Raw genomic sequence first — 19524 nt, forward strand, 5'->3', positions numbered from 1 at the left:
TGGGGAATCAGAAGCGGTCCTTCCAGCCACGCAGGGTGGCGAATGTCTCGAGCGGCGTGCCGCTGTCGCCCTGTTGGGCCGCGGCGCGCTGTACGCTGGGCTCGGCCGCGCGCAGGAACGGATTGATCTGGCGTTCGCGGCCGATGTTGCTGGGCAGCGTCGGTCGGTCGAGCGAGCGGGCCTGCTGGCATTCCCGCAGAAAGGCGTCGCGCAGCGGGTTCTCCGGTTCGGCGGCCTGGGCGAAACGCAGATTGGCCAGGGTGTATTCATGCCCGGCGAAGACCAGGGTGTCCTCGGGCAATGCCGCGAGGCGGGCGAGCGAGTCGAACATCTGCTCGGCGCTGCCCTCGAACAGGCGCCCGCAGCCCCCGGCGAACAGGGTGTCTCCGCAGAACAGCAGCGGCGGCGTGCCCGAGGCGAAGAAGGCGATGTGATCCAGGGTGTGACCGGGCACCGACAGCACGTCGAAGCGGCGTCCCAGCACGCGGCAGGCGTCGCCGTCGCCGAGGTGCTCGTCGAGCCCGTCGATATCGGGGTTGGCCGGGCCGATGACCCTCGGCGAGTAGCGCTCGACGAGTTCGGCGATGCCCCCGGTATGATCGGGATGGTGGTGGGTGATCAGGATGTGGCCGAGTTCGAGCCCTTCGCGTTCGAGGGTATCGATGACCGGGGCGGCATCGCCCGGATCGACGATGGCCACCTGAGGCGTGGTATCCTGGCGCAGGAGCCAGATATAGTTGTCCGTGAAGGCCGGTATCGGTGTCACGCTCATCATGGAGAGTCTATCCTTAGCGCGGTTGACGGCAGCCGACGACGAGTCCCAAGGCGCGGCGTCGTGAGAATCGCCCACGGCGCCTTCCGCAACACCGGCTGCGTAAAATGGCTAAACCTTGGGGGGAACGAGCCGCCGTGTCAAATTCGCCATTGACGATATCGTTGGCTCAACTGGTGCGGGAAGGGCGCCAGTACTGGACGACGCCCCATGGCCGGGCCCACTGGCAGGCCGAGCGGGCCTGCCTGGGCCCGGTCTGCGAACGGCTCTTCGGCCAGCACAGCCTGCAGCTCGGCATGGCGCCGCGACTGACCGACATGTGCCCCGTGCGCCACGCCCTGACCTGGGCGCCCACCCGTGAGCTCGCCCAGGACGCGAGTAGCGTGATCTGCACGCCCCACCGTCTGCCACTGCCCGACGAAAGCATGACGCTGGTGGTCGTGCACCACCTGCTCGAAGTGGTACCCGAGCCGCACCGCGTCCTTCAGGAAGCGACCCGCCTGGTCTCCGACGGTGGCCGTCTGATCCTCTTCGGCTGGTCGCCGCTGAGCGTCGAGGGTTGCCGACGCCCCTGGCCCGGCCGTCGGGCGATGCTGCCCTGGCGGGGCAACTGGCGAACGCCGGGCCGCCTGCGCGACTGGCTGACGTTTGTCGACTTCGAGATCGAGCGGGTAGACTACTGCGCGTTCCGACTGCCCGGCAGCCAGCCACGGAACGCCGGTCTGGAGACGCTGGGCCGCCGCCACAACGTGCCGCTGGGCGACAGTTACATGATTCGCGCTCGCCGCCGTGCCCAGCGGGTCCAGATCGTTCGCCCGCGCCTCCGGGCACCGGCGGTCGGACCCCGTCTGCTGGGCCATGCGCCGCGAGTCGCCCCCACCGAGCACGAACGCGAGAGGATGACCGAGGTTGACTGACCAGAAGACGCCCGCCGTGATCATTCATACCGACGGCGCCTGTCGCGGCAATCCCGGCCCCGGTGGCTGGGGCGCGCTGCTGCATGCCGGCCGCCACGAGAAGACGCTCAACGGCTACGAGGCGGTGACCACCAACAACCGCATGGAGCTGAAAGCGGCGATCATGGCGCTGCGGGAACTCAAGCGTCCCTGTCACGTGGCGCTGTATACCGACTCGGAATACCTGCGCAAGGGCATCACCGAATGGATCCACGGCTGGCAGAAGCGGGGCTGGAAGACCGCGGCGCGCCAGCCGGTCAAGAATGCCGAGCTGTGGCAGGAACTGCTCGCCGAAACCCGGCGCCACCAGATCGAGTGGCACTGGGTGAAGGGGCACAGCGGCCACCCCGGCAACGAACGCGCCGACGCCCTGGCCAACGAGGCCATCGACGCCGCCATGGCGACGACGGACTGAAGCGACAACCCGGTTACCGCGAGAATCCTATGCGTCAGATCGTACTCGACACCGAAACCACCGGCATCGACCCCCGGGAAGGCCACCGTCTCGTCGAGATCGGTGCCGTCGAGGTCGTCAACCGCCGTCTGACCGGACGCCACTATCACCAGTACATCAATCCCGAACGCAACATCGATGCCGAAGCGGTGGGGATCCACGGCATCACCAACGAGCGCGTCGCCGACGAGCCGGTATTCGCCGAGATCGCCGACGCGTTCTGGGCCTTCATTCAGGGCGCCGAGCTGGTGATCCACAACGCCGCGTTCGACGTCGGCTTCATCGACCACGAGTTCGAACTGCTGCAGGCCAAGCGTGGCGAGCCCCGACTGGGGCCGGTGGCCGAGCACTGCGGCATACTCGATACCCTGAAACTCGCCCGCGACCGCCATCCCGGCCAGCGCAACAACCTCGACGCCCTGTGCAAGCGCTACGAGATCGACAACGGCCATCGTGTCCTCCACGGCGCCTTGCTCGACGCCGAGATTCTCGCCGACGTCTATCTGGCGATGACCGGCGGGCAGACCGCCCTGGTCCTCGACGCCGACAGCGTCGAGGCCAGCGAGAACGGGGCCGGCACCACACGCATACGTCGCCTGAACAACGATCGCCCGCGCCTGGTCGTCGCCCGCCCCAGCGAGGCGGAGTGGGCCGCCCACGAGGCCAAGCTGGCCAGCATCCGCGACAAGGCCGGGCAGTGTTGCTGGGATGCCCTGAATGATGCCGGCCGTCTCGGAGGCGAGTAGATGTTTCGTCGTGACCTGGCCGAGGCCGAAGCGCACCGTGGCGGACTCTTGATCCGTGTCGACGCCGCCGGGGGCATCGCCGAAGGGCCCGACGGCTGGCCCTTCGCGGCGGTCGAGACCTGGCCCGAGGCGGCCCAGCCGCTGGGTTTCTGGAACGACGAGCCGGTGGCGGTGCTCGCCGAGCCCGAGGAGCGCGGCTGGCCCGCGGCCCGCCAATGGCTCGGCGATCTTCCCGAGTCGCGCTTCACGCTGCTCTCCACGGCGCTGCAGGTGATCGCCTGGCAGCGCAACCATCGCTTCTGCGGACGTTGCGGCAGCACCATGCGGCGGATCGCCGGCGAGTTCGCCATGCACTGCGATGCCTGCGGGCATCGCAACTATCCGCGCATCTCGCCGTGCATCATCACCCTGGTCACCCACGGCGAGGACCTGCTGCTGGCCCGCAGCCCGCGCTTCCCGCCCGGGCGCTACTCGACGCTGGCCGGCTTCATCGAGCCGGGGGAATCCGCCGAGGATGCCGTGCGCCGCGAGATCTTCGAGGAAGTCGGGCTGACAGTAGGGCGGATTCGCTATTTCCGCAGCCAGGCCTGGCCGTTTCCCCACTCGCTGATGCTGGGCTTCTTTGCCGAGGCCGCCAGCCGGCGGATCCGTATCGACGGGGTGGAGATCGCCGACGCCGCCTGGTTCACGCCACGCCGCCTGCCGCAACTGCCCCCGGCCTACTCGATATCGCGGGCGTTGATCGAGACCTATCTCGACGGCATCCGTTCACGCTGAGCGAGCCACCACGACGCAGGGCGGCCGTTCGGGTATAATCCGGCGCCACTTCGAGGGTTCCCTCACCCCTCGCCATTTCGACCGTCAGTAAAAAGGATCCGCATGCTCTCGCTCACCGCCAGCCAGTACCGGCGTTGTCTGGCCGCCATGGTCGCCTTCCATATCCTGATCATCGCCGCCAGCAACTATCTGGTGCAGTTGCCGTTCACCATTGCCGGCGTGCACACGACCTGGGGCGCCTTCAGCTTCCCGTTCATCTTCCTCGCCACCGACCTCACCGTGCGGCTGTTCGGCAAGACGCCGGCGCGACTGATCATCGCCCGGGTGATGATCCCGGCGCTGCTGGTGTCGTATCTGCTCTCGGTACTGTTCGAGAAGGGCGAGTTTCGCAGCCTGGCGGCGCTCACGCACTTCAACCTGTTCGTGGCGCGCATCGCGCTGGCGAGCTTCATGGCCTACGTGATCGGTCAGTTGCTCGACATTCAGGTCTTCGACCGGCTGCGGCGCAACGCCCACTGGTGGGTGGCCCCGGCAATATCCACGATCTTCGGCAACCTCGCCGACACCTTCGCGTTTTTCGCGATCGCCTTCCACCAGGGCCCCGACGCCTTCATGGCCACCCACTGGGTCGAGATCGCCTGGGTCGATTACGCCGTCAAGCTGACCATTTCGCTGCTGCTGTTCCTGCCGCTCTATGGCGTGCTGCTGGGCTTCCTGACCCGGCGCCTGCTGGCCTGGGGGGCGTCGCCCGGCCGCGAAGGCGTCTGAGCGACGGCAAGCCATCATCACCAAGGGAGACCCACCATGACCGACACCGTCGCGCTGTATTGTCAGGACAACGGTCCCGAAGGGACCCGGCCGCTGGTCATCCTCCACGGCCTGCTTGGCAGTGCCGACAACTGGCGGTCGCATGCCAAGCAGTGGCAGCGAAGCCGCCGGGTGATCGCCGTCGACCTGCGCAACCATGGTCGCTCGCCCCATGTGGCCGGCATGAGCTACACCGCCATGGCCGCCGACGTCATCGCGCTGCTCGATCGGCTATCGATCGACGACTGTGACCTGCTGGGGCATTCGATGGGCGGCAAGGTGGCGATCAGCATCGCCCGTGAAGCGCCGCGCCGCGTGGCCTCGTTGATGGTCGCCGACATCGCGCCGGTCGCCTATGGTCACGGCCATGACGACATCTTCGCGGCCATGCGGCGGGTCGAGGGCGAGGCTCCCACGTCACGCCAGGCGGCCGACGCGCTGATGGCCGAGACGATCGAGACCCAGGCGACGCGCCAGTTCCTGGCCACCAATCTGGTCCGCGACGACGCGGGCGTCATGCGCTGGCGGGTCGGGCTCGACGAGATCGAGGCCGACTACGACGCGATCATCGCCGAGCCCGCCGGCCAGGGTGCCTTCGAGGGAGCGACCCTGGTGGTGCGCGGCGCGCAGTCGGACTATGTGCCCGACTCACTGCTGCCGAAGCTGCGTGAGGTGCTGCCCAGGGCCGACATCGTCACGCTCGAGGCCGGCCACTGGCTGCATGCCGAGGCCCCGAAAGCGTTCCGCGAAACCATCGACGCCTTCCTCGAGCACAACGGCTGAGGCCGTCAGAGGGTGTTTACAAAATGCCTGCGCTCGACAATACGGCGTTAAAATCGGCCTCGTACGCGAGCCCGGTCAAAATGCTCATTTACCCCGTGTAAACTCCGCTTTTTCGGCCGATTTTGCCTTGTCTTGCCTTCGCTCGCCTAATTTGTAAACACCCTCTCAGGGGAGTGGGCGAATCTCCAGCCCACTGTCGTCGGCATCCAGAAAGCGCCGCAGGATCTTGTAGGTGTCGACGTCGAAACGCGGCGGGCGGTCGTCCAGCGAGGCCAGGGCGTCCGGAGACAGCCGCTCGACACTGCCGCGATAGCACCAGTGATCGACGATGTGCCAGACACGCGCCCCGTCGCCGGCCGTTTCACCGAAGGCCATGGCACCGGGCCAGGGCCAGTGATGGATACGCAGCCGTTCCAGTGCCTCGGCCGTGCGCCGACGATGTTCCGCGAGGCTCTCCCCGCCGTGACAGGCCCCGCGGCAACGTCCCAGCTGGCTGGCGAAACAGCGCCCCTGGCCCGCGACCAGCCCCAGCAGCTGCGGACATAGCCGATGCTGCTCGGCGATGTGTTCGAGCGCCGTGCGGGCTTCCTTGCGGTTGCGGAACAGCCCGTAGAGGGCCCGCGAGGCCGTGGGCTGGAGGGAGTCGCTGTCGACCAGCCGGGGCAGGGCGTCGTCCGGGGTCCATTGCCAGCTCACCAGTCGCCCGCGCCGCCGCAGCCGGCGGTTGTGGATCGGCATCAATGTCTTGATCCAGTGCGCCTCGAGCAACTGGGCGCCGAGATCGCCGGCGGTTTCCTGCCACGTCAGCGCGTGGGTCTGTTGCTTGAGGCGCATCTCGCGATCGCTGCGATGGTCGCCGTGGAAATGGCTCATGACCCGAGAGCGCAGGTTGACGCTCTTGCCGACATAGAGCACCGCGCCGTTCTCGCCGCGGAAGACGTAGACGCCCGGACGTTCCGGCAGGTCCTGCAGCTCTGCCGGGTCCAGATGCGCCGGCAGGCTGGCCTGACGACGCTGCGCGTCGAGCAGGCGCTCGATGTCGGCCGGGGCGTGCTCCTCGAGCCAGCGCCGCCAGAGAGCCAGCATCGCCCGGGCATCGCCCTCGGCGCGATGGCGGGGATGGTCGTTCAGCGCGTGCCGGGCGAGCAGGGCGTCGAGATTGTGGTGCCGCTCCTGCGGCGCCAGGCGTCGCGAGAGCTTGAGGGTGCAGATCACCTCGGCCCGATAGCGCAGGCCGGCGCGCTCGAAGGCGTTACGCAGGAAGCCGTAATCGAAACGCGCATTGTGAGCGACCAGCGGATCGTCACCCAGCCAGGCGAAGAAGTCGTTGGCCAGTGCCGCGAATGTCGGCTGGTCGCGGACCATCGCGTCGCTGATGCCGGTCAATGTCTGGATGCGCGCCGGGATCGCCATCGCCGGGTCGACCAGCGTGACGAAACGATCGACGACGCGGCCATCGATGACCCGCAGGGCGGCGATCTCGGTGATGCGATCGCGCGTGGTCCGGGTCCCGGTGGTTTCCAGGTCGAGAAAGATCAGCGGGCGTTCGAGCATGGCAGAAGCGCAGGGTCCGGTAGCAGCGTTGTTGGTTGCGGGTCAGGGCGATGGCGTCTCCGGCGCCGTGACATCGACGGCGAGGCTCGCCAGCGGCGTGACTTGCCCCACCAGGCCGCGCCGATACAGGTAATGCTCGAAGCGGCGATAGCGCTCGACCTGCAACAATCCCGGCCGCAGGGCGAAGTAGGGCAGCAGGGTCGGCCAGGCGCGGGCGTTTTCCGGCGTATCGAGGGCCGGTTCGGCCTGGCTGATCAGCGTCCAGGCTGCCTGTGGATGGCGCACGATCCAGACCATGGCTTCTTCCACGGCATTCATGAAGTGGGCGATGTCCCGCCGGTGCCGGCTCAGCGTGTCGCGGTTGGCGACCACGGTCAGCGCGTCGTAGAGCGGTAGCGTGCCGTCCTCGATCTCCAGCTCGTGCGTCGCCACCCCTTGTTCGGCCAGCCCGTCACGTTCCAGGGGCCGCAAGGGGCCGACGATGGCATCGACCTTGCCGCCGGCCAGCGCCTGCCCGAGACCGAAGTCGACGGGCTGGAGGGTCACGGCGTCGAGACCGAAAGGCTGATGCGCGAACAGGGCGTCGAGATAGACCCGCGCCGGGCCTTCGACCGCATAGCCGATGGTCTTGCCCTCGAGGTCGGCAACCGAGTCGATCCCGGCATCGTCGCGGACCAGGACCCCGCTGAGCGGCAGCGGAATCAAGGTGCCGACCCGGATCAGCGACAGGCCCTGGTCGACCAGCCGATGCAGGCTCGGTTCGGAAACCAGGGCGAGTTCCGCCCGGCCGGCCGCGACCAGCTTGGGCGGCACGCTGGGGTCGGCGGGGGGTGAGAGCGTCACGTCGAGCCCCAGCCGATCGAACAGACCGCGTTCGCGGGCCACGATGAGGGCGGCGTGATAGGGGTTGACGTACCAGTCGAGCACGATCCGCAGCGCATGGGTGGGCGGTGGCGTGATCGGCTCAGGGTCCTTGCTCACGTAATCCGGTTCGTCGGGCTCGTCGAGCAGCACGGCTCCCCGCTCGCCGGCCAGCTCGTGGATCAGCGGGTTGTCGCGAATGATGTCGGCCGGGGACTCGGCATCGGCCTGGACGCTGCTGAGCGCGGCGGCGACCGACGCCGGGTCGAGCGAGGCAGCGGCGAATGCCACGGGACTGGCCGCCAGGCACACGCTCAGCAGGATGGCCGGAAGACAGCGTTCCAGCATGATGTCGATGGTTCCTGTAGCGAATGGGAGTGTCCCGCGCAGACGAGCGGCGTTCCAGTCTATCCGCGCGCTTGCTGCCTGGCCAGACGGGCCCGCGGGCGTGCGCCTTCCCAACGATGACGCCTCTCGTTCTTGCCTCGCCTGCGACCATGGCATAATGGGCTCGGATTCGCGACAGGGACGGCCATGGATAGCATTCACACTCTCTTTCTGTTCAGCGGCTCGCTGCTGGCCCTGAGCATTCTCGCCAGTCGCCTGTCGTCGCTGTTCGGCGTGCCGCTGCTGTTGATCTTCCTCGGCCTGGGGATGCTGGTCGGCGAGGACGGCCTGCTGGGCATCGAGTTCGACAACTACCCGCTGGCGTTCATCATCGGCAATCTGGCACTGGCGATGATCCTGCTCGACGGCGGGCTGCGCACACGGCTGAAGACCTTTCGCGTCGGCTTCAAGCCGGCCCTGTCGCTGGCCACGCTGGGAGTATTCCTGACCAGCGGGATCATGGGGCTGTTCGCCATGTGGATCCTCGACCTGTCGCTGGCCCAGGGGTTGCTGGTGGGGGCCATCGTCGGTTCGACGGATGCCGCGGCGGTGTTCTCGATGCTCGGCGGGCAGGGCGTGAACCTCAACGAGCGTGTCGGTGCGACGCTGGAGATCGAGTCCGGGACCAACGACCCGATGGCGATCTTTCTGACCATTTCGCTGGTGGAGATCCTGACCGGCGACGTCCAGGGCCCGCTGGATACGCTGTGGCTGTTCCTCAACCAGTTCGGCCTGGGCCTGGCGATCGGTCTCGGCGCCGGCTGGTTGATCGCCCGGCTGCTGAGCTGGCTGTATCTGGCACCGGGACTCTATTCGTTGCTCACCCTGGCGCTGGGCTTCTGCGTCTTCGGCCTGACCAGCGCCCTCGATGGCAGCGGTTTCCTGGCGATCTATCTCACCGGCCTGATGATCGGCAATCGCCCCGGGCGCCACCTCAACTTCATCCTCCCGGTCCACGACGGCTTCGCCTGGTTGAGCCAGATCGGCCTGTTCCTGGTGCTGGGGCTGCTGGTGACGCCCAGCACCATGATCGGTTACGCCTTGCCCGGCATCGCCCTGGCACTGATCCTGATCTTCGTCGCCCGTCCGCTGGCGGTGGTGTGCGCCATCAAGCCGTTCTTTCGTTTTCGCTGGCGGGAGGTGGCCTTCATCGCCTGGGTGGGCCTGCGCGGCGCGGTGCCCATCGTGCTGGCGATCTTCCCGGTGATCGGCGGCGTCGAGAACGCGGCGCTGTATTTCAACATCGCCTTCTTCGCCGTGCTGATTTCGCTGCTGATCCAGGGTGGCTCACTGTCGCCGATGGCCCGCTGGACCCGGGTGCAGATCCCCCCGCGGGTCACGCCCAATCTGCGCGGTCCGCTGGGCGTGCTGCCCGAAAACGACTACGAGATGTTCGTCTATCGGGTCGAGAACGATGCCCTCGAGGATGTGCCGATCCGCCTGTTGCGCTTTCCCTCGGGGGCCCTGATCTCGGCGCTGTTCCGCCAGCACACCATGTTGCACCCCAAGGGCAGCACCCGGCTGCGCATGGACGACGTGCTCTGCGTGATCGGCCGCAGCGACGACCTGCCGGCGCTCAACCGACTGTTCAACGGCGATGCGCGACTCAAGCGTGAGCGGGCCTTCTTCGGGACCTTCACCCTCGACGGCGCGGCACTGATGCGGGACGTGGCCGATGCCTATGGTCTGACACTGAGCCCGGGCGAGCAGGAGATGACGCTCGGCGAGTTCGCCTCGCTGCGGGTCGGCGGGCATCCGGTGGTCGGGGACGACATTGACTGGCACGGCATCCACTGGGTGGTCAGCGAGATGCAGGGCAATCAGGTGACCAAGGTGGGACTGCGGCTCTATCAGTGAACGTCACGACCGCTGTTGCGGTGGGGCATTGCGTGGTGCAACCGGGCAGCGGTCTCGGCAGGATGGGCACGCCGCAGCGGCCACCGGCATCAGCCAGTGAGGCCTCGACCGGTGCGGCGGCCAGGGCAGGGGACGCGTCAGGCGCGTCTCACTGCGTATCCGGTTCCTCCTCGTTCGGCGGATCGATGGCGACACGGTTGGATGCCTTCATGCTCTCCATCTCCGCCTCGGCGGCCTCGTAGGTCTCGAAGGTGCCCAGTGGCGTGCCCGTGTCGCTGTCGTAGACTTCGTAGTGGGGCGCCTCATCGGCGCCGGATGCTGGAACTTCGCGAATCGCGATGGCCTCGTGCAGCATGATCGAGTCCTGCCCTGCGGATGGGTGGGTCGCTTGTCCGGGCCGCTACCGACCCGATGGATCAAGCCTAGTGAAGCCTAGCAAAGGCATCAGGTCGCGCCGCGATAACCTGGAGCAAGTCGCCCGTGGCAGCTCGAGGCGGCGACTCAGCCGAAGCGCCGTTCCGGGGCGTTCAGCCAGCCGCCGCACTGCGTGCCGGCCCCCGCCCAGTCGTCGCCGATACGCACCACGAAAACCGCATCCTGACCATGGATGTGCGCCTTGAGCTGGTCACGCAGGCTGCCGGCATCGTCGTCGCTCTCGACGAGCCAGCAGCCATCCATGATGTGATCGTGCGGAAACGATTCGAGCAGATTGTAGAAGCCCTCGTAGGTCTCGGGTTGTTGCAGATCGTAGCTGACGTTGAATACGGCCATGGTTCACCTGCGTGGCTCTTGTCGTGTGGGTTCGATAGGCGTACCCCACTCACGATACGGACCGTGACACGACGCAGGCAACCGGGTCTCGTGACCTCGGTCAATGTCGGCCTGCTTCCCCGATCCTCAGGCCGTCTGCGGGTCGAGCACCTGCTCGTGCAGGGCGCGTCCGGCGACATCCATCAGGGTCACCGTGAGCCGTTCGCTGTCGCCGTCGAGATCGACCCGGCCGAAGAACTGGTAGCCCTCGGACGGCGGCAGGTTCGAGCGCCCCTGCGGCGGCGCCTTCTGATAGACGACCCGGGGGCCGAAGGTGGCGTCCAGGTCGCCGGGGCCGAAGGTGCCGGCATGCAAAGGGCCGCTGACGAACTCCCAGAACGGGGCAAAGTCCGTGAAGCTGGCCCGCTCGGGGGCATAGTGATGGGCCGCCGTGTAGTGGACGTCGGCGGTCAGCCAGACCACGTTGCGCACGTCCGCGTCACGAATGCCCCGCAGCAACCGGGCGATCTCGCGTTCGCGTCCCAGCGGCCGGCCCGCCTCGTCATTGGCCACGGCCTCGAAGTCGTCGCCATCCCGCACCACCAGCCCGATGGGCATGTCCGCCGCGATCACCTTCCAGGTCGCCGTCGAGCGTTTCAGGCCATCGAGCAGCCAGTCGACCTGGGCGTCGCCGAGGAAAGGCGCCGGCTGCGGCGCGGCCTGACGATTGCGGCTGTTGGCGTCGCGGAAACTGCGCATGTCGAGCATGAACACCTCCAGCCCCGGGCCGTAGGCAAAGCGGCGATAGATCCGCTGCGGGGATTCCGGGCGCTGGCGGATCGGGGTGTACTCCAGAAAGGCCTGGCGGGCGCGGGCGGCGAGCAACGACACGTTCCTGACCCGGTAGCGGTCGTCCTCGAGCGTCTCGCCGGGGTACCAGTTGTTGAGGGTCTCGTGATCGTCCCACTGGGCGAGCATCGGCACCTCGCCATAAAAGCGCCGGACATTGTCGTCCAGCAGGTTGTAGGCGTGCTGGCCGCGAAACTCGTCGAGCGTTTCGGCGACCTTGCTCTTGGCTGGCGTCAGCCGGTTGCGCCAGGTGCCGCCGTCGGGCAGCGTCACCGTCTCGGGCAGCGGGCCGTCGGCATAGACGGTATCGCCGGAATGGATGAAGAAATCGGGGCGCTGCGCGCGCATGGTCTCGAAGATGGTCATGCCCCCACGCGACTCGTCGATGCCCCAGCCCTGGCCGGCCACGTCACCCGACCACACGAACCGCACGTCACGGGGTGCGGTCGGCGGCAGCCGCAAGCGCCCCTCGACCGGCTCGCTGACCGCGCGCGGATCGCCCAGCGCCGCGAACCGCACCCGGTAGTGCAGGGTATCGCCATCGAGCCCGGTCACGTCCTGCTTGGCCGTCAAGCCGCCGGCCGGCAGGGCGTTGGGCCCCTCGAGCCGGCGGGCACCGTGAAATTCCGGGTTGTCGGCGATTTCCAGTAGCATCCGCGCGGGCCGGTCGACCCGCGACCAGAGCATGGCGCGGTCGGTCAGCATGTCGCCGCTCATCACGCCAGACGTGATGACCGGACGCCGGCTTTCGGCCAGCACAATCGACGGGGCGGCGATCACGGCCCCCATTGACGCGACACCTTTCAGCCCCAGGCCGAAGAGCTCCCTGCGTGACAGTTGCATGACGGCTTCCTCACGGTCGTGGATCCATCCCGGACGATGGCAGCAGGCGATGACGCTTTCGGGTCATTTCGTTGAAGACACGGCAAGCCGAAAGACGTGCCACGTGGCGGGAGCGACCGCTAAGGCATTGTATTGATTGTGTCAGACAGTTGACGCCGAAAGAAAAAGTGGTAATATGCGACGCCGTGAGCCGGAGGGATGGCAGAGCGGTTGAATGCACCGGTCTTGAAAACCGGCGAGGGTTAACGCCCTCCCAGGGTTCGAATCCCTGTCCCTCCGCCACTTTATTCCAGGGAATCAGCCATTTGGCTGGTTCCCTTTTTCGTTTGCGCTGGCCATGGCGGGGCGATGGCAGATCGCTCTTCCCGTTGGCGGGACGCGACGCCGAAGATCTCGGCGGACGGTGGCGCAAACCCTAGGCGAACTCGCGGCAGGCCTGCTAGGGTAATCCATGAGCAGCCATGAAGGCTGCCCACATGAGTAGACAAGGAGACAGTCATGAACTCGGATCAGGTCAAAGGCAACTGGAATCAGCTCAAGGGCGAAGCCAAGAAGCGCTGGGGCAAGCTCAGCGACGATGACCTCGACGTCATCGGCGGCGAATACGACAAGCTGGTCGGCAAGCTCCAGGAGCGCCACGGCATGGAGCGCGAAGAGGCCAAGAAGGAAGTCGACGCGTTCTACGGCAAGCTCTGAAACGAAACGGCCACGGAGAGGCATATGCAAACCGAGAACCCTCAGAATGACACGCTCCTCATCGAGAAATCGTCCTCGGGTGAGCGGCTGGGTCCCGTGCATGGCACGGTCACGGGCGACACCGTCATCCTCGAGGCGCTGCACGACATCGACAAGGGTGACGTGCTGATTCACCGCCGCGTGGATACCGACGATGCCCGGCTGACGGTGACCGACCCGCGTTACCATCCCGAGGTCGGCGATGTGCCGGCGCACTACGAGGCGCGTGTACAGCCTCAGTCCTGAACGCTCTCGCCGGATGCGAGACCCATTCCAGAATGGCAAAAGGAGACGCCATGGAGATCACGATTCAGAACGCTGGCGAAGACGAGACCAACTTCCACGACATGGTCGCCGGGGAAGTCGGTACCGCGTTGCGCAAGACTGGCAAGGATTATCTCGGTTCCAAGAATCTGTCCGAGAACCAGCTGCTGGCCATGCAGCGCGATGACGCCGAGGCCTTCAAGCAGCTCGAAGCGGACATGACTCAGCATGCGCTGGAGCTCAACAATGTCCGCACCAATGCCGGCATTGCCCTCAAGATCAACCTCACTGGCGACAAGAAGACCTGACGCCGGTCGCTCGGTCCCGGCCTGCGCCGGGGCCGTTTCACGCCCCCACCCGACCTCCGCCATCATCGATCGCGGTACGCCATGCGTGGCGACCGACCTCAACCGGCACCGTCTGCCCGAGACACGATGATCGAACGCTTCGCCCCCAATCGCTACGGTACCGACTATGTCGTCGGTGACATCCACGGCTGTCATGGCCTGCTGATGGCGGCCCTGGACCGGCTCGGTTTCGATACGGCCCGCGACCGTCTGTTCAGCGTCGGCGACCTGATCGATCGCGGCCCGGATTCACCGGCGTGTCTGAAGCTGGTCTTCGAACCCTGGTTCCACGCCGTGCGCGGCAACCACGAATGCCTCGCGCAGGACGCCCTCGACAACGGCGCCTGGCCGCTGTGGCTGGAAAACGGCGGGCGCTGGGCACTGAAGGAAGATCGGGCATCGCTGCAGGCGCTGGTCGATGCCGCGCTGGCGAGGATGCCCTACGCCATGGAAGTGGCGCTCGGTGCGACGCGGATCGGCATCGTTCACGCCGAACCGCCGGATGACTGGCGGGATATCGAGCAGGCCGACCCCATGCTGCGCCGGCATCTCGTCTGGGCGCGGCAGCGACTGGCGGGTTGGGATACGCGGCCGGTCGCCGGCATCGATGCGGTGATCGTCGGCCACTCGATTCTCGAACGGCCGACCAATCTGGGTAACGTTCGCTACATCGATACCGGCGCCTTCACCACGCAGCATCTGCATGTCGAACCGCTGAGCGAAAGTCTGGCCAGGCTCGCCGACTGACGGGGGCGTCTGAAAAGCGTCAACCGTCGCGTTCGCAGCGGGCTTGCGTAGGGAACTCGCAGTCGGCATGCTAGGTCCAATCGTGCAGTATTCGATCCCACAGGAGTCCGAGCACATGGCCTATCAATCGTCCCAGGTCACCGATCGCCGCGAGTCGGCGTTGGCGACCAACAAGGTTCTGCGCAATACCTACATGCTGCTGGCGATGACGCTGCTGTTCTCGGCAGTCACCGCAGCGGCGGCCGTCGCCATGGGCGTCGGCCAGATGAACATCCTGATCTTCTTCATCGGCGCCTACGGCCTGATGTTCCTGGTGCACAAGACCGCCGACTCCGCGGCGGGCCTGGCGGCGATCTTCGCCTTCACCGGGTTCATGGGCTTCACGCTGGGCCCCATCCTCAGCCTCTACCTGTCGGTGCCCAACGGGGCGCAACTGGTGATGACCGCGCTGGCCATGACCGGCGCCACCTTCGTCGGTCTCTCCGCGGTGGCACTGGTGACCCGCAAGGACTTCAGCTTCCTCGGCAACTTCCTCATGGCCGGCGCGATCGTGCTGATCCTGGCGATGGTCGTGGCGATGATCTTCAACATCGGCGCGCTCGCCCTGGCGGTTTCGGCCGGCTTCGTGCTGTTCTCCTCGGCCGTGATCCTCTACCAGACCAGCGAGATCGTGCACCGCGCCGGGGAAACCAACTACATCCTCGCCACCGTGACCCTGTACGTGTCCATCTACAACCTGTTCATCAGCCTGCTGTCGCTGCTGGGCGTGATGAGCGACGACTGAGCGTCGGGGTAACGTCGTGCTTCCGGCCCCGTCGCGATGACGGGGCCATTTGCATTCAGGGAGTCAGGTCAGCTTGCAGAACGCACCGTTGCGCTACGCCGTCGTCGTCCAGGGCGGCCCCTACAGCCACCAGGCGGCGCATTCCGCGCTGCGCTTCGCGCGGGCGGTCATCGCTGCCGGGCATCGGCTGCAAACCGTGTTCTTCTATCACGACGGGGTCTACAATGCCTCGCGACTGGCCGCGCCCCCCCAGGACGAACCGCAACTGCGGGAAGGCTGGCAGGCACTGGCCAGCGAGCACGGCTGTGAACTGCTGGTATGCATCGCTGCCGCCCTGCGCCGCGGCCTGATCGACGAGGGCGAGGCCGCACGACACGGCAAGCCGGCCCACAGCCTCGAAGCGCCCTTCGTGCTGACCGGGCTGGGGCAGCTGGTCCAGGCGGCGATCGATCACGACCGGCTGGTCACGTTTTCGCCCTGAGGAGCCGAGATGAGCGAGAAAACCGCGCCCGCGATGCTGGTGATCCTGCGCCACGCCCCCCACGACAGCAGCTGGCTGCGCGAAGGGCTCGACGTGGCGCTGGTGGCGGCGGCGTTCGGCCAGCGCGTGACGCTGCTGTTCCTGGGCGACGGCGTCGAGGCCTTGCGCCCCGGCCAGCGCGCCGGCGCCCTGGGGCAGAAGGGGACGCATCCCACCCTCGACATGCTCGCCATGTACGACATCGAGGACATCCGCGTGGATCGCGATTCGCTGGAGCGTCGCGGGCTGACGCCCGACGCGCTCGGCTGGACGGCGGCGCCGGTGGATGCCGAGTCGCTGCCCGCCCTGATTGCCGGCAGCGCCGCCGTTTTCAATTTCTGACCCCAGCCAGGTAGCCTGTCGACATGCTGTTGCATCTCCTCAACCGCTCGCCCGCCAGCAGCCAGGTCCCGCAGGACGCGCTGCGGGCGATGGGCGCGCACGATCGGCTGTTGCTCATCGAGTCCGCGGTCTACGGCGCCGTGGCGCCCCAGGCGGACCTGTTCGCCGCGCTCGAGGGGCGCTGCTTCGCCCTGCGCGAGGACCTCGTGTCGCGGGGGCTGGTCGAACACTGCGCCCCCTGGATCGCGATGGTCGACATGGCCGAATTCGTCGACCTGACCGCGCAAACCCAACGCACCGTGAGCTGGTACTGATGGCAACCACCAACCCGACACGTCATCTGGTCGTCGACGGGCGCGAGGTGGCGCTCGACCCGGAAGGGTATCTGGTCGATCTCCAGGCCTGGACGCCCGCCGTGGCCGAGGCGCTGGCCGCCGAGGAGGGGCGTGAACTGACCGCCGAGCACTGGGAGGTCATCGAGGTGTTGCGCGCCTTCTATGCCCGCTACGAGGCGGCCCCGGCAATGCGTCCGCTGGTCAAGGCGGTGGGGCTGGAACTCGGCGCGGAAAAGGGGCGTTCGCTGCACCTGATGCGGCTGTTTCCCGACAGTCCGGCCAAGGTGGCGGCGCGTCTCGCCGGCCTGCCCAAACCGACCAACTGTCTCTAGGCTTATATGAAAAGTCGCCGAGCACGGGCAGTTTTCGTCCAGGGCCGAGGCACGCCGTGAACTTTCTCGCCCATGGCTGGCTGGCCCGCGGCGGCTCGGATGGTTTTCTCTACGGCAACCTGGTCGCCGACGGGGTCAAGGGGCGCGATCTGGAAGCGTGGCCCGTCGATGTCGCCGCCGGCATCCGCCACCATCGGCGCGTGGATGCCTGGGTCGACCGGCACCCCGTGGTTCTCGGCGCGCGCGCCAGGGCGCCTCGTCCCGGACGGCGCTATGCGGGCATCGCGCTGGACATGGTCTGGGATCACTTCGTCGCCCGGGACCATGCCGATGCGGCGCTGATCGAGCGCTGTTATCGGGTCCTGGCGTCGGGCGAAGCCCCCGATCGCCTGGCGCGTCTGGTGCCCGCCCTGATCGCCGAGGACTGGCTGTCGCGCTACGCCGAACTCGCCTTCACCTGTCGGGCAATGGCCGGCCTCGGCCGCCGGCTGTCCGGCCCCAACCGGCTCGCCGGCCTGGTGAGTTGGGTCGAGGCGGACTATCCGGCGCTGGAAAGCGACTTCAACGCCCTGTGGCCGGCGCTCAACGACGCACTCGGCGTGTGAACGGCGTTCAATCGTCGACGAGCCATCGGCATTCGATGGCGTCGCCTTCGTTGACCACGCTGTGGGCGGGTATCACCGCCAGCGCATCCGCCGCCGCACAGGACGTGAGCACCGCGGAATTCTGATCGGCGAACGCCCGGGCAACGATCCCATGCGTAGTGAACTCGAGACTCACCCGCATGTAGTGCCGGCGCGCCTGGGTGCGTGTCGAGAAATCCGCACGCGCGACGAGCCGTGGCAGTTCATTCAGCCGGGGGCAGCCCAGCAGGGCGCCGATCAGCGGGCGCAGGTAGAGCCAGGCGCCGACGAAACTCGACACCGGATTGCCCGGCAGCCCCACGAAGCGAACCATCGGCGTGTCCTTCCCCGCCAGCCGCCCCAGTGCCAGCGGCTTGCCGGGGCGCATCGCCAGCCGCCACAGGTCGAGCCGGCCTAGCGCCTCCAGCGCCTGCTTGACGTGATCCTCCTCGCCGACACTGACCCCGCCGGTCGATATCACCACATCGGCCCGCTCGGCCGCCGCCTGCAGCTGCTCGCGCGTCGTCGCCGGATCGTCGGCGACGTGGACGGCCATCACCACCTCGGCGCCGAAGCGTTCGAGCAGACGCACCAGCATGGGCCGGTTGGAGTTGTAGATCTGCCCGGGGGCAAGCGGCTCGCCGGGCTCGATCAGCTCGTCGCCGGTAGAGAGCAGGGCGACGCGGGGCCGTCGCCTGACCGCCACCCGGGTGATGCCCTGGCCCGCCAGCAGCCCCAGGGCCGCGGCTTCGAGCCGCGTTCCGGCCGCCAGCAACGGCTGACCGACGCTGACATCGCGGCCGCGACGCCGCACGTTGTCGCCGGCGGGGATGTCGGCGGGCAGCATCGCGCTGTCGCCCGCCACGTTCACGACTTCCTGCATGACCACGCAGTCCGCGCCGTCGGGAATCTCGCCGCCGGTGAAGATGCGCGCGCAGGTGCCCGGCGCCAGCGGCTCGGCAGCGCGGCCGGCAACGATCCGCTGACTGATCGGCAGGGTGCGGCCGGCATCGGTCGCGCGCAGGGCGTAACCGTCCATGGCACTGTTGTCGGCGGGCGGCACGTCGAGGCGTGCGACCACCGGCTCGGCGAGCACGCGCCCGGCCGCCCGCTCGACGCACAGGGGCTCGGCGGGCAGCGCCGCGACGCCGTCGAGCAGGGCGGCCAGGGCCCGTTCGACGCTCTGCAGCTCAGCCATGCTGGCCTCGTCCGGGGATCACCAGATTGGCGTAGTTGCAGGGCCGGTGACAGCTGTCGAGCTGTTCACGGAGGATGCCGTCCCAGGCCGTGCGACAGGCACCGGTCGAGCCCGGCAGACAGAACACCACGGTGGCATTGGCCAGCCCGCCCAGGCAGCGGCTCTGGATGGTCGAGCTGCCGATCTCCTGCCAGGAGAGGTGACGGAACAGTTCGCCGAAACCCTCGATGGTCTTGTCGAGCAGCACGCCCACCGCTTCGGGGGTCGAGTCACGGCCGGTAAAGCCGGTGCCTCCGGTGGTCAGCACCACCTGGACGCGCGCATCGGCGATCCACTCGGCGACCACCGCGCGGATTCGATAGACGTCATCGACGACGATGCGCTTCTCGGCGAGCTGGTGGCCAGCCTCGCTCAGGCATTCGACCAGCGCCTGGCCGGAACGATCGGTGTCCTCGGTACGGGTGTCGGAAATGGTCAGTACCGCGATATTCAGCGGCACGAAAACGTCGCGATCGGTACTCATGCGTCGTCCTTCTGCTTGCGACTCTGGCGGGCTTCCAGCGCCGCCAGCTGGTCGGGTGTCGCCGGCGCTTGATAGTGGGCCTTCCAGTCGCTGTAGGGCATGCCGTAGACGTACTCGCGGGCGCTTTCGTAATCCAGGGTCTCGCCGCGCTCCTCGGCGGCGGCGGCCAGCCACTTGGACAGGCAATTGCGACAGAAGTCGGCGAGGATCATCAGATCGATGTTCTGGACGTCCTTGTTGGCGTCCAGGTGCTCGAGGAGACGCCGGAAGGCGGCAGCCTCGATGGCGTCGCGGGTGGCGTTGTCCAGATGGTCCATAGCAGGCGGCTCCGGGTGATGAAAGTGCGCCCAGCATAACAAAAAGGCAATGACGACAGGG

At 67.3% G+C, this 19524-nt stretch carries 26 protein-coding genes and 1 tRNA gene; 18 read left to right on the forward strand and 9 right to left on the reverse strand.

Annotation, left to right across the window (positions count from 1 at the left end; all coding sequences use genetic code 11):
• Positions 1-7: 7 nt before the first annotated feature.
• Positions 8-775 carry a hydroxyacylglutathione hydrolase gene (gloB, locus tag KGR00_RS08940; RefSeq protein WP_224417076.1) on the reverse strand — a complete coding sequence of 256 codons (768 nt, stop codon included), beginning with the start codon at positions 773-775 and terminating at the stop codon, positions 8-10.
• 134 nt (positions 776-909) lie between these two features.
• Here gloB and KGR00_RS08945 point away from each other — a divergent pair, with 134 nt between their 5' ends.
• From KGR00_RS08945 to KGR00_RS08970, 6 genes are all read left to right on the forward strand, one after another.
• Complete coding sequence (locus tag KGR00_RS08945) at positions 910-1689, forward strand: methyltransferase domain-containing protein (protein ID WP_224417075.1); 780 nt, start codon at positions 910-912, stop codon at positions 1687-1689.
• The gene (gene rnhA / locus KGR00_RS08950; RefSeq protein WP_129139897.1) at positions 1682-2143 is read left to right on the forward strand and encodes a ribonuclease HI; all 462 of its coding nucleotides are present in this window, start codon (positions 1682-1684) and stop codon (positions 2141-2143) included. The genes KGR00_RS08945 and rnhA overlap by 8 nt, the downstream gene beginning before the upstream one ends.
• 29 nt (positions 2144-2172) lie before the next feature.
• Positions 2173-2928 (forward strand): DNA polymerase III subunit epsilon, encoded by a 756-nt coding sequence (gene dnaQ / locus KGR00_RS08955; protein WP_224417074.1) that lies wholly within the window; start codon positions 2173-2175, stop codon positions 2926-2928.
• Entirely contained in the window at positions 2929-3705 is a 777-nt protein-coding gene (gene nudC, locus KGR00_RS08960; protein WP_129139895.1) for an NAD(+) diphosphatase, read from the forward strand. It abuts the gene before it with no gap.
• Between the two features lie 102 nt (positions 3706-3807).
• A complete protein-coding gene (locus KGR00_RS08965; RefSeq protein ID WP_224417073.1) occupies positions 3808-4473 on the forward strand; it encodes a 7-cyano-7-deazaguanine/7-aminomethyl-7-deazaguanine transporter in 666 nt (221 codons plus the stop codon).
• 36 nt (positions 4474-4509) lie between these two features.
• On the forward strand, positions 4510-5295 hold the full coding sequence (locus tag KGR00_RS08970) for an alpha/beta fold hydrolase (RefSeq protein WP_224417072.1): 786 nt from the start codon (positions 4510-4512) through the stop codon (positions 5293-5295).
• Between the two features lie 165 nt (positions 5296-5460).
• Here the strand turns inward: KGR00_RS08970 and KGR00_RS08975 are convergent, their stop codons facing one another.
• Together KGR00_RS08975 and KGR00_RS08980 are read right to left on the reverse strand one after the other, a co-directional pair.
• Positions 5461-6849, reverse strand: a complete 1389-nt coding sequence (locus tag KGR00_RS08975) for a 3'-5' exonuclease family protein (RefSeq protein WP_224417071.1) — start codon at positions 6847-6849, stop codon at positions 5461-5463.
• Positions 6850-6891: 42 nt separating this feature from the next.
• Positions 6892-8058 (reverse strand): ABC transporter substrate-binding protein, encoded by a 1167-nt coding sequence (locus KGR00_RS08980; protein WP_162500840.1) that lies wholly within the window; start codon positions 8056-8058, stop codon positions 6892-6894.
• A 186-nt stretch (positions 8059-8244) separates the two neighbouring features.
• Here KGR00_RS08980 and KGR00_RS08985 point away from each other — a divergent pair, with 186 nt between their 5' ends.
• Positions 8245-9954 (forward strand): potassium/proton antiporter, encoded by a 1710-nt coding sequence (locus KGR00_RS08985; protein ID WP_224417070.1) that lies wholly within the window; start codon positions 8245-8247, stop codon positions 9952-9954.
• A 148-nt stretch (positions 9955-10102) separates the two neighbouring features.
• Here KGR00_RS08985 and KGR00_RS08990 read toward each other — a convergent pair whose 3' ends face one another.
• The 3 genes from KGR00_RS08990 to KGR00_RS09000 all read right to left on the reverse strand — a co-directional run bounded on the left by KGR00_RS08990 (position 10103) and on the right by KGR00_RS09000 (position 12396).
• Positions 10103-10309, reverse strand: coding sequence for a hypothetical protein (locus tag KGR00_RS08990; RefSeq protein ID WP_129139889.1), 207 nt, complete (start codon positions 10307-10309; stop codon positions 10103-10105).
• Between the two features lie 146 nt (positions 10310-10455).
• Positions 10456-10725, reverse strand: a complete 270-nt coding sequence (locus tag KGR00_RS08995; protein ID WP_224417069.1) for a hypothetical protein — start codon at positions 10723-10725, stop codon at positions 10456-10458.
• Positions 10726-10851: 126 nt separating this feature from the next.
• Positions 10852-12396, reverse strand: a complete 1545-nt coding sequence (locus KGR00_RS09000; protein WP_224417068.1) for an alkaline phosphatase D family protein — start codon at positions 12394-12396, stop codon at positions 10852-10854.
• Between the two features lie 192 nt (positions 12397-12588).
• Between KGR00_RS09000 and KGR00_RS09005 the strand changes: the two genes are divergently transcribed.
• From KGR00_RS09005 to KGR00_RS09055, 11 genes are all read left to right on the forward strand, one after another.
• A tRNA-Ser gene (locus KGR00_RS09005) sits at positions 12589-12678 on the forward strand.
• 216 nt (positions 12679-12894) lie between these two features.
• Positions 12895-13092, forward strand: coding sequence for a CsbD family protein (locus KGR00_RS09010; protein WP_129139849.1), 198 nt, complete (start codon positions 12895-12897; stop codon positions 13090-13092).
• 24 nt (positions 13093-13116) lie between these two features.
• Positions 13117-13377, forward strand: a complete 261-nt coding sequence (locus tag KGR00_RS09015) for a hypothetical protein (protein WP_129139848.1) — start codon at positions 13117-13119, stop codon at positions 13375-13377.
• A gap of 50 nt (positions 13378-13427) precedes the next feature.
• On the forward strand, positions 13428-13703 hold the full coding sequence (locus tag KGR00_RS09020) for a hypothetical protein (protein WP_129139847.1): 276 nt from the start codon (positions 13428-13430) through the stop codon (positions 13701-13703).
• Positions 13704-13829: 126 nt separating this feature from the next.
• Positions 13830-14489, forward strand: a complete 660-nt coding sequence (locus KGR00_RS09025; protein ID WP_224417067.1) for a metallophosphoesterase — start codon at positions 13830-13832, stop codon at positions 14487-14489.
• 115 nt (positions 14490-14604) lie between these two features.
• The gene (locus KGR00_RS09030) at positions 14605-15273 is read left to right on the forward strand and encodes a Bax inhibitor-1/YccA family protein (protein ID WP_224417066.1); all 669 of its coding nucleotides are present in this window, start codon (positions 14605-14607) and stop codon (positions 15271-15273) included.
• 88 nt (positions 15274-15361) lie between these two features.
• Positions 15362-15754: a sulfurtransferase complex subunit TusD gene (gene tusD / locus KGR00_RS09035; protein WP_224419791.1), complete on the forward strand. Its 393-nt coding sequence runs from the start codon at positions 15362-15364 to the stop codon at positions 15752-15754.
• Positions 15755-15763: 9 nt separating this feature from the next.
• Positions 15764-16135 (forward strand): DsrE family protein, encoded by a 372-nt coding sequence (locus tag KGR00_RS09040; protein WP_224417065.1) that lies wholly within the window; start codon positions 15764-15766, stop codon positions 16133-16135.
• 23 nt (positions 16136-16158) lie between these two features.
• Positions 16159-16449, forward strand: coding sequence for a sulfurtransferase complex subunit TusB (gene tusB / locus KGR00_RS09045; protein ID WP_224417064.1), 291 nt, complete (start codon positions 16159-16161; stop codon positions 16447-16449).
• Positions 16449-16802 (forward strand): TusE/DsrC/DsvC family sulfur relay protein, encoded by a 354-nt coding sequence (locus KGR00_RS09050; RefSeq protein ID WP_224417063.1) that lies wholly within the window; start codon positions 16449-16451, stop codon positions 16800-16802. The genes tusB and KGR00_RS09050 overlap by 1 nt, the downstream gene beginning before the upstream one ends.
• Positions 16803-16858: 56 nt before the next feature.
• The gene (locus KGR00_RS09055; protein WP_224417062.1) at positions 16859-17407 is read left to right on the forward strand and encodes an ACP phosphodiesterase; all 549 of its coding nucleotides are present in this window, start codon (positions 16859-16861) and stop codon (positions 17405-17407) included.
• Between the two features lie 7 nt (positions 17408-17414).
• Here the strand turns inward: KGR00_RS09055 and glp are convergent, their stop codons facing one another.
• From glp to KGR00_RS09070, 3 genes are read right to left on the reverse strand one after another with little or no spacing between them, the layout of a single operon-like run.
• Positions 17415-18623 (reverse strand): gephyrin-like molybdotransferase Glp, encoded by a 1209-nt coding sequence (glp, locus tag KGR00_RS09060; protein WP_224417061.1) that lies wholly within the window; start codon positions 18621-18623, stop codon positions 17415-17417.
• A complete protein-coding gene (moaB, locus tag KGR00_RS09065; protein ID WP_224417060.1) occupies positions 18616-19146 on the reverse strand; it encodes a molybdenum cofactor biosynthesis protein B in 531 nt (176 codons plus the stop codon). The genes glp and moaB overlap by 8 nt, the downstream gene beginning before the upstream one ends.
• Positions 19143-19463, reverse strand: a complete 321-nt coding sequence (locus tag KGR00_RS09070; protein ID WP_129139838.1) for a DUF1244 domain-containing protein — start codon at positions 19461-19463, stop codon at positions 19143-19145. Before KGR00_RS09070 ends, moaB begins: the two co-directional genes overlap by 4 nt.
• Between the last annotated feature and the right edge of the window lie 61 nt (positions 19464-19524).

This window comes from Modicisalibacter sp. MOD 31.J (assembly GCF_020147985.1).
GTDB classification, from domain to species: Bacteria; Pseudomonadota; Gammaproteobacteria; order Pseudomonadales; family Halomonadaceae; genus Modicisalibacter; species Modicisalibacter coralii.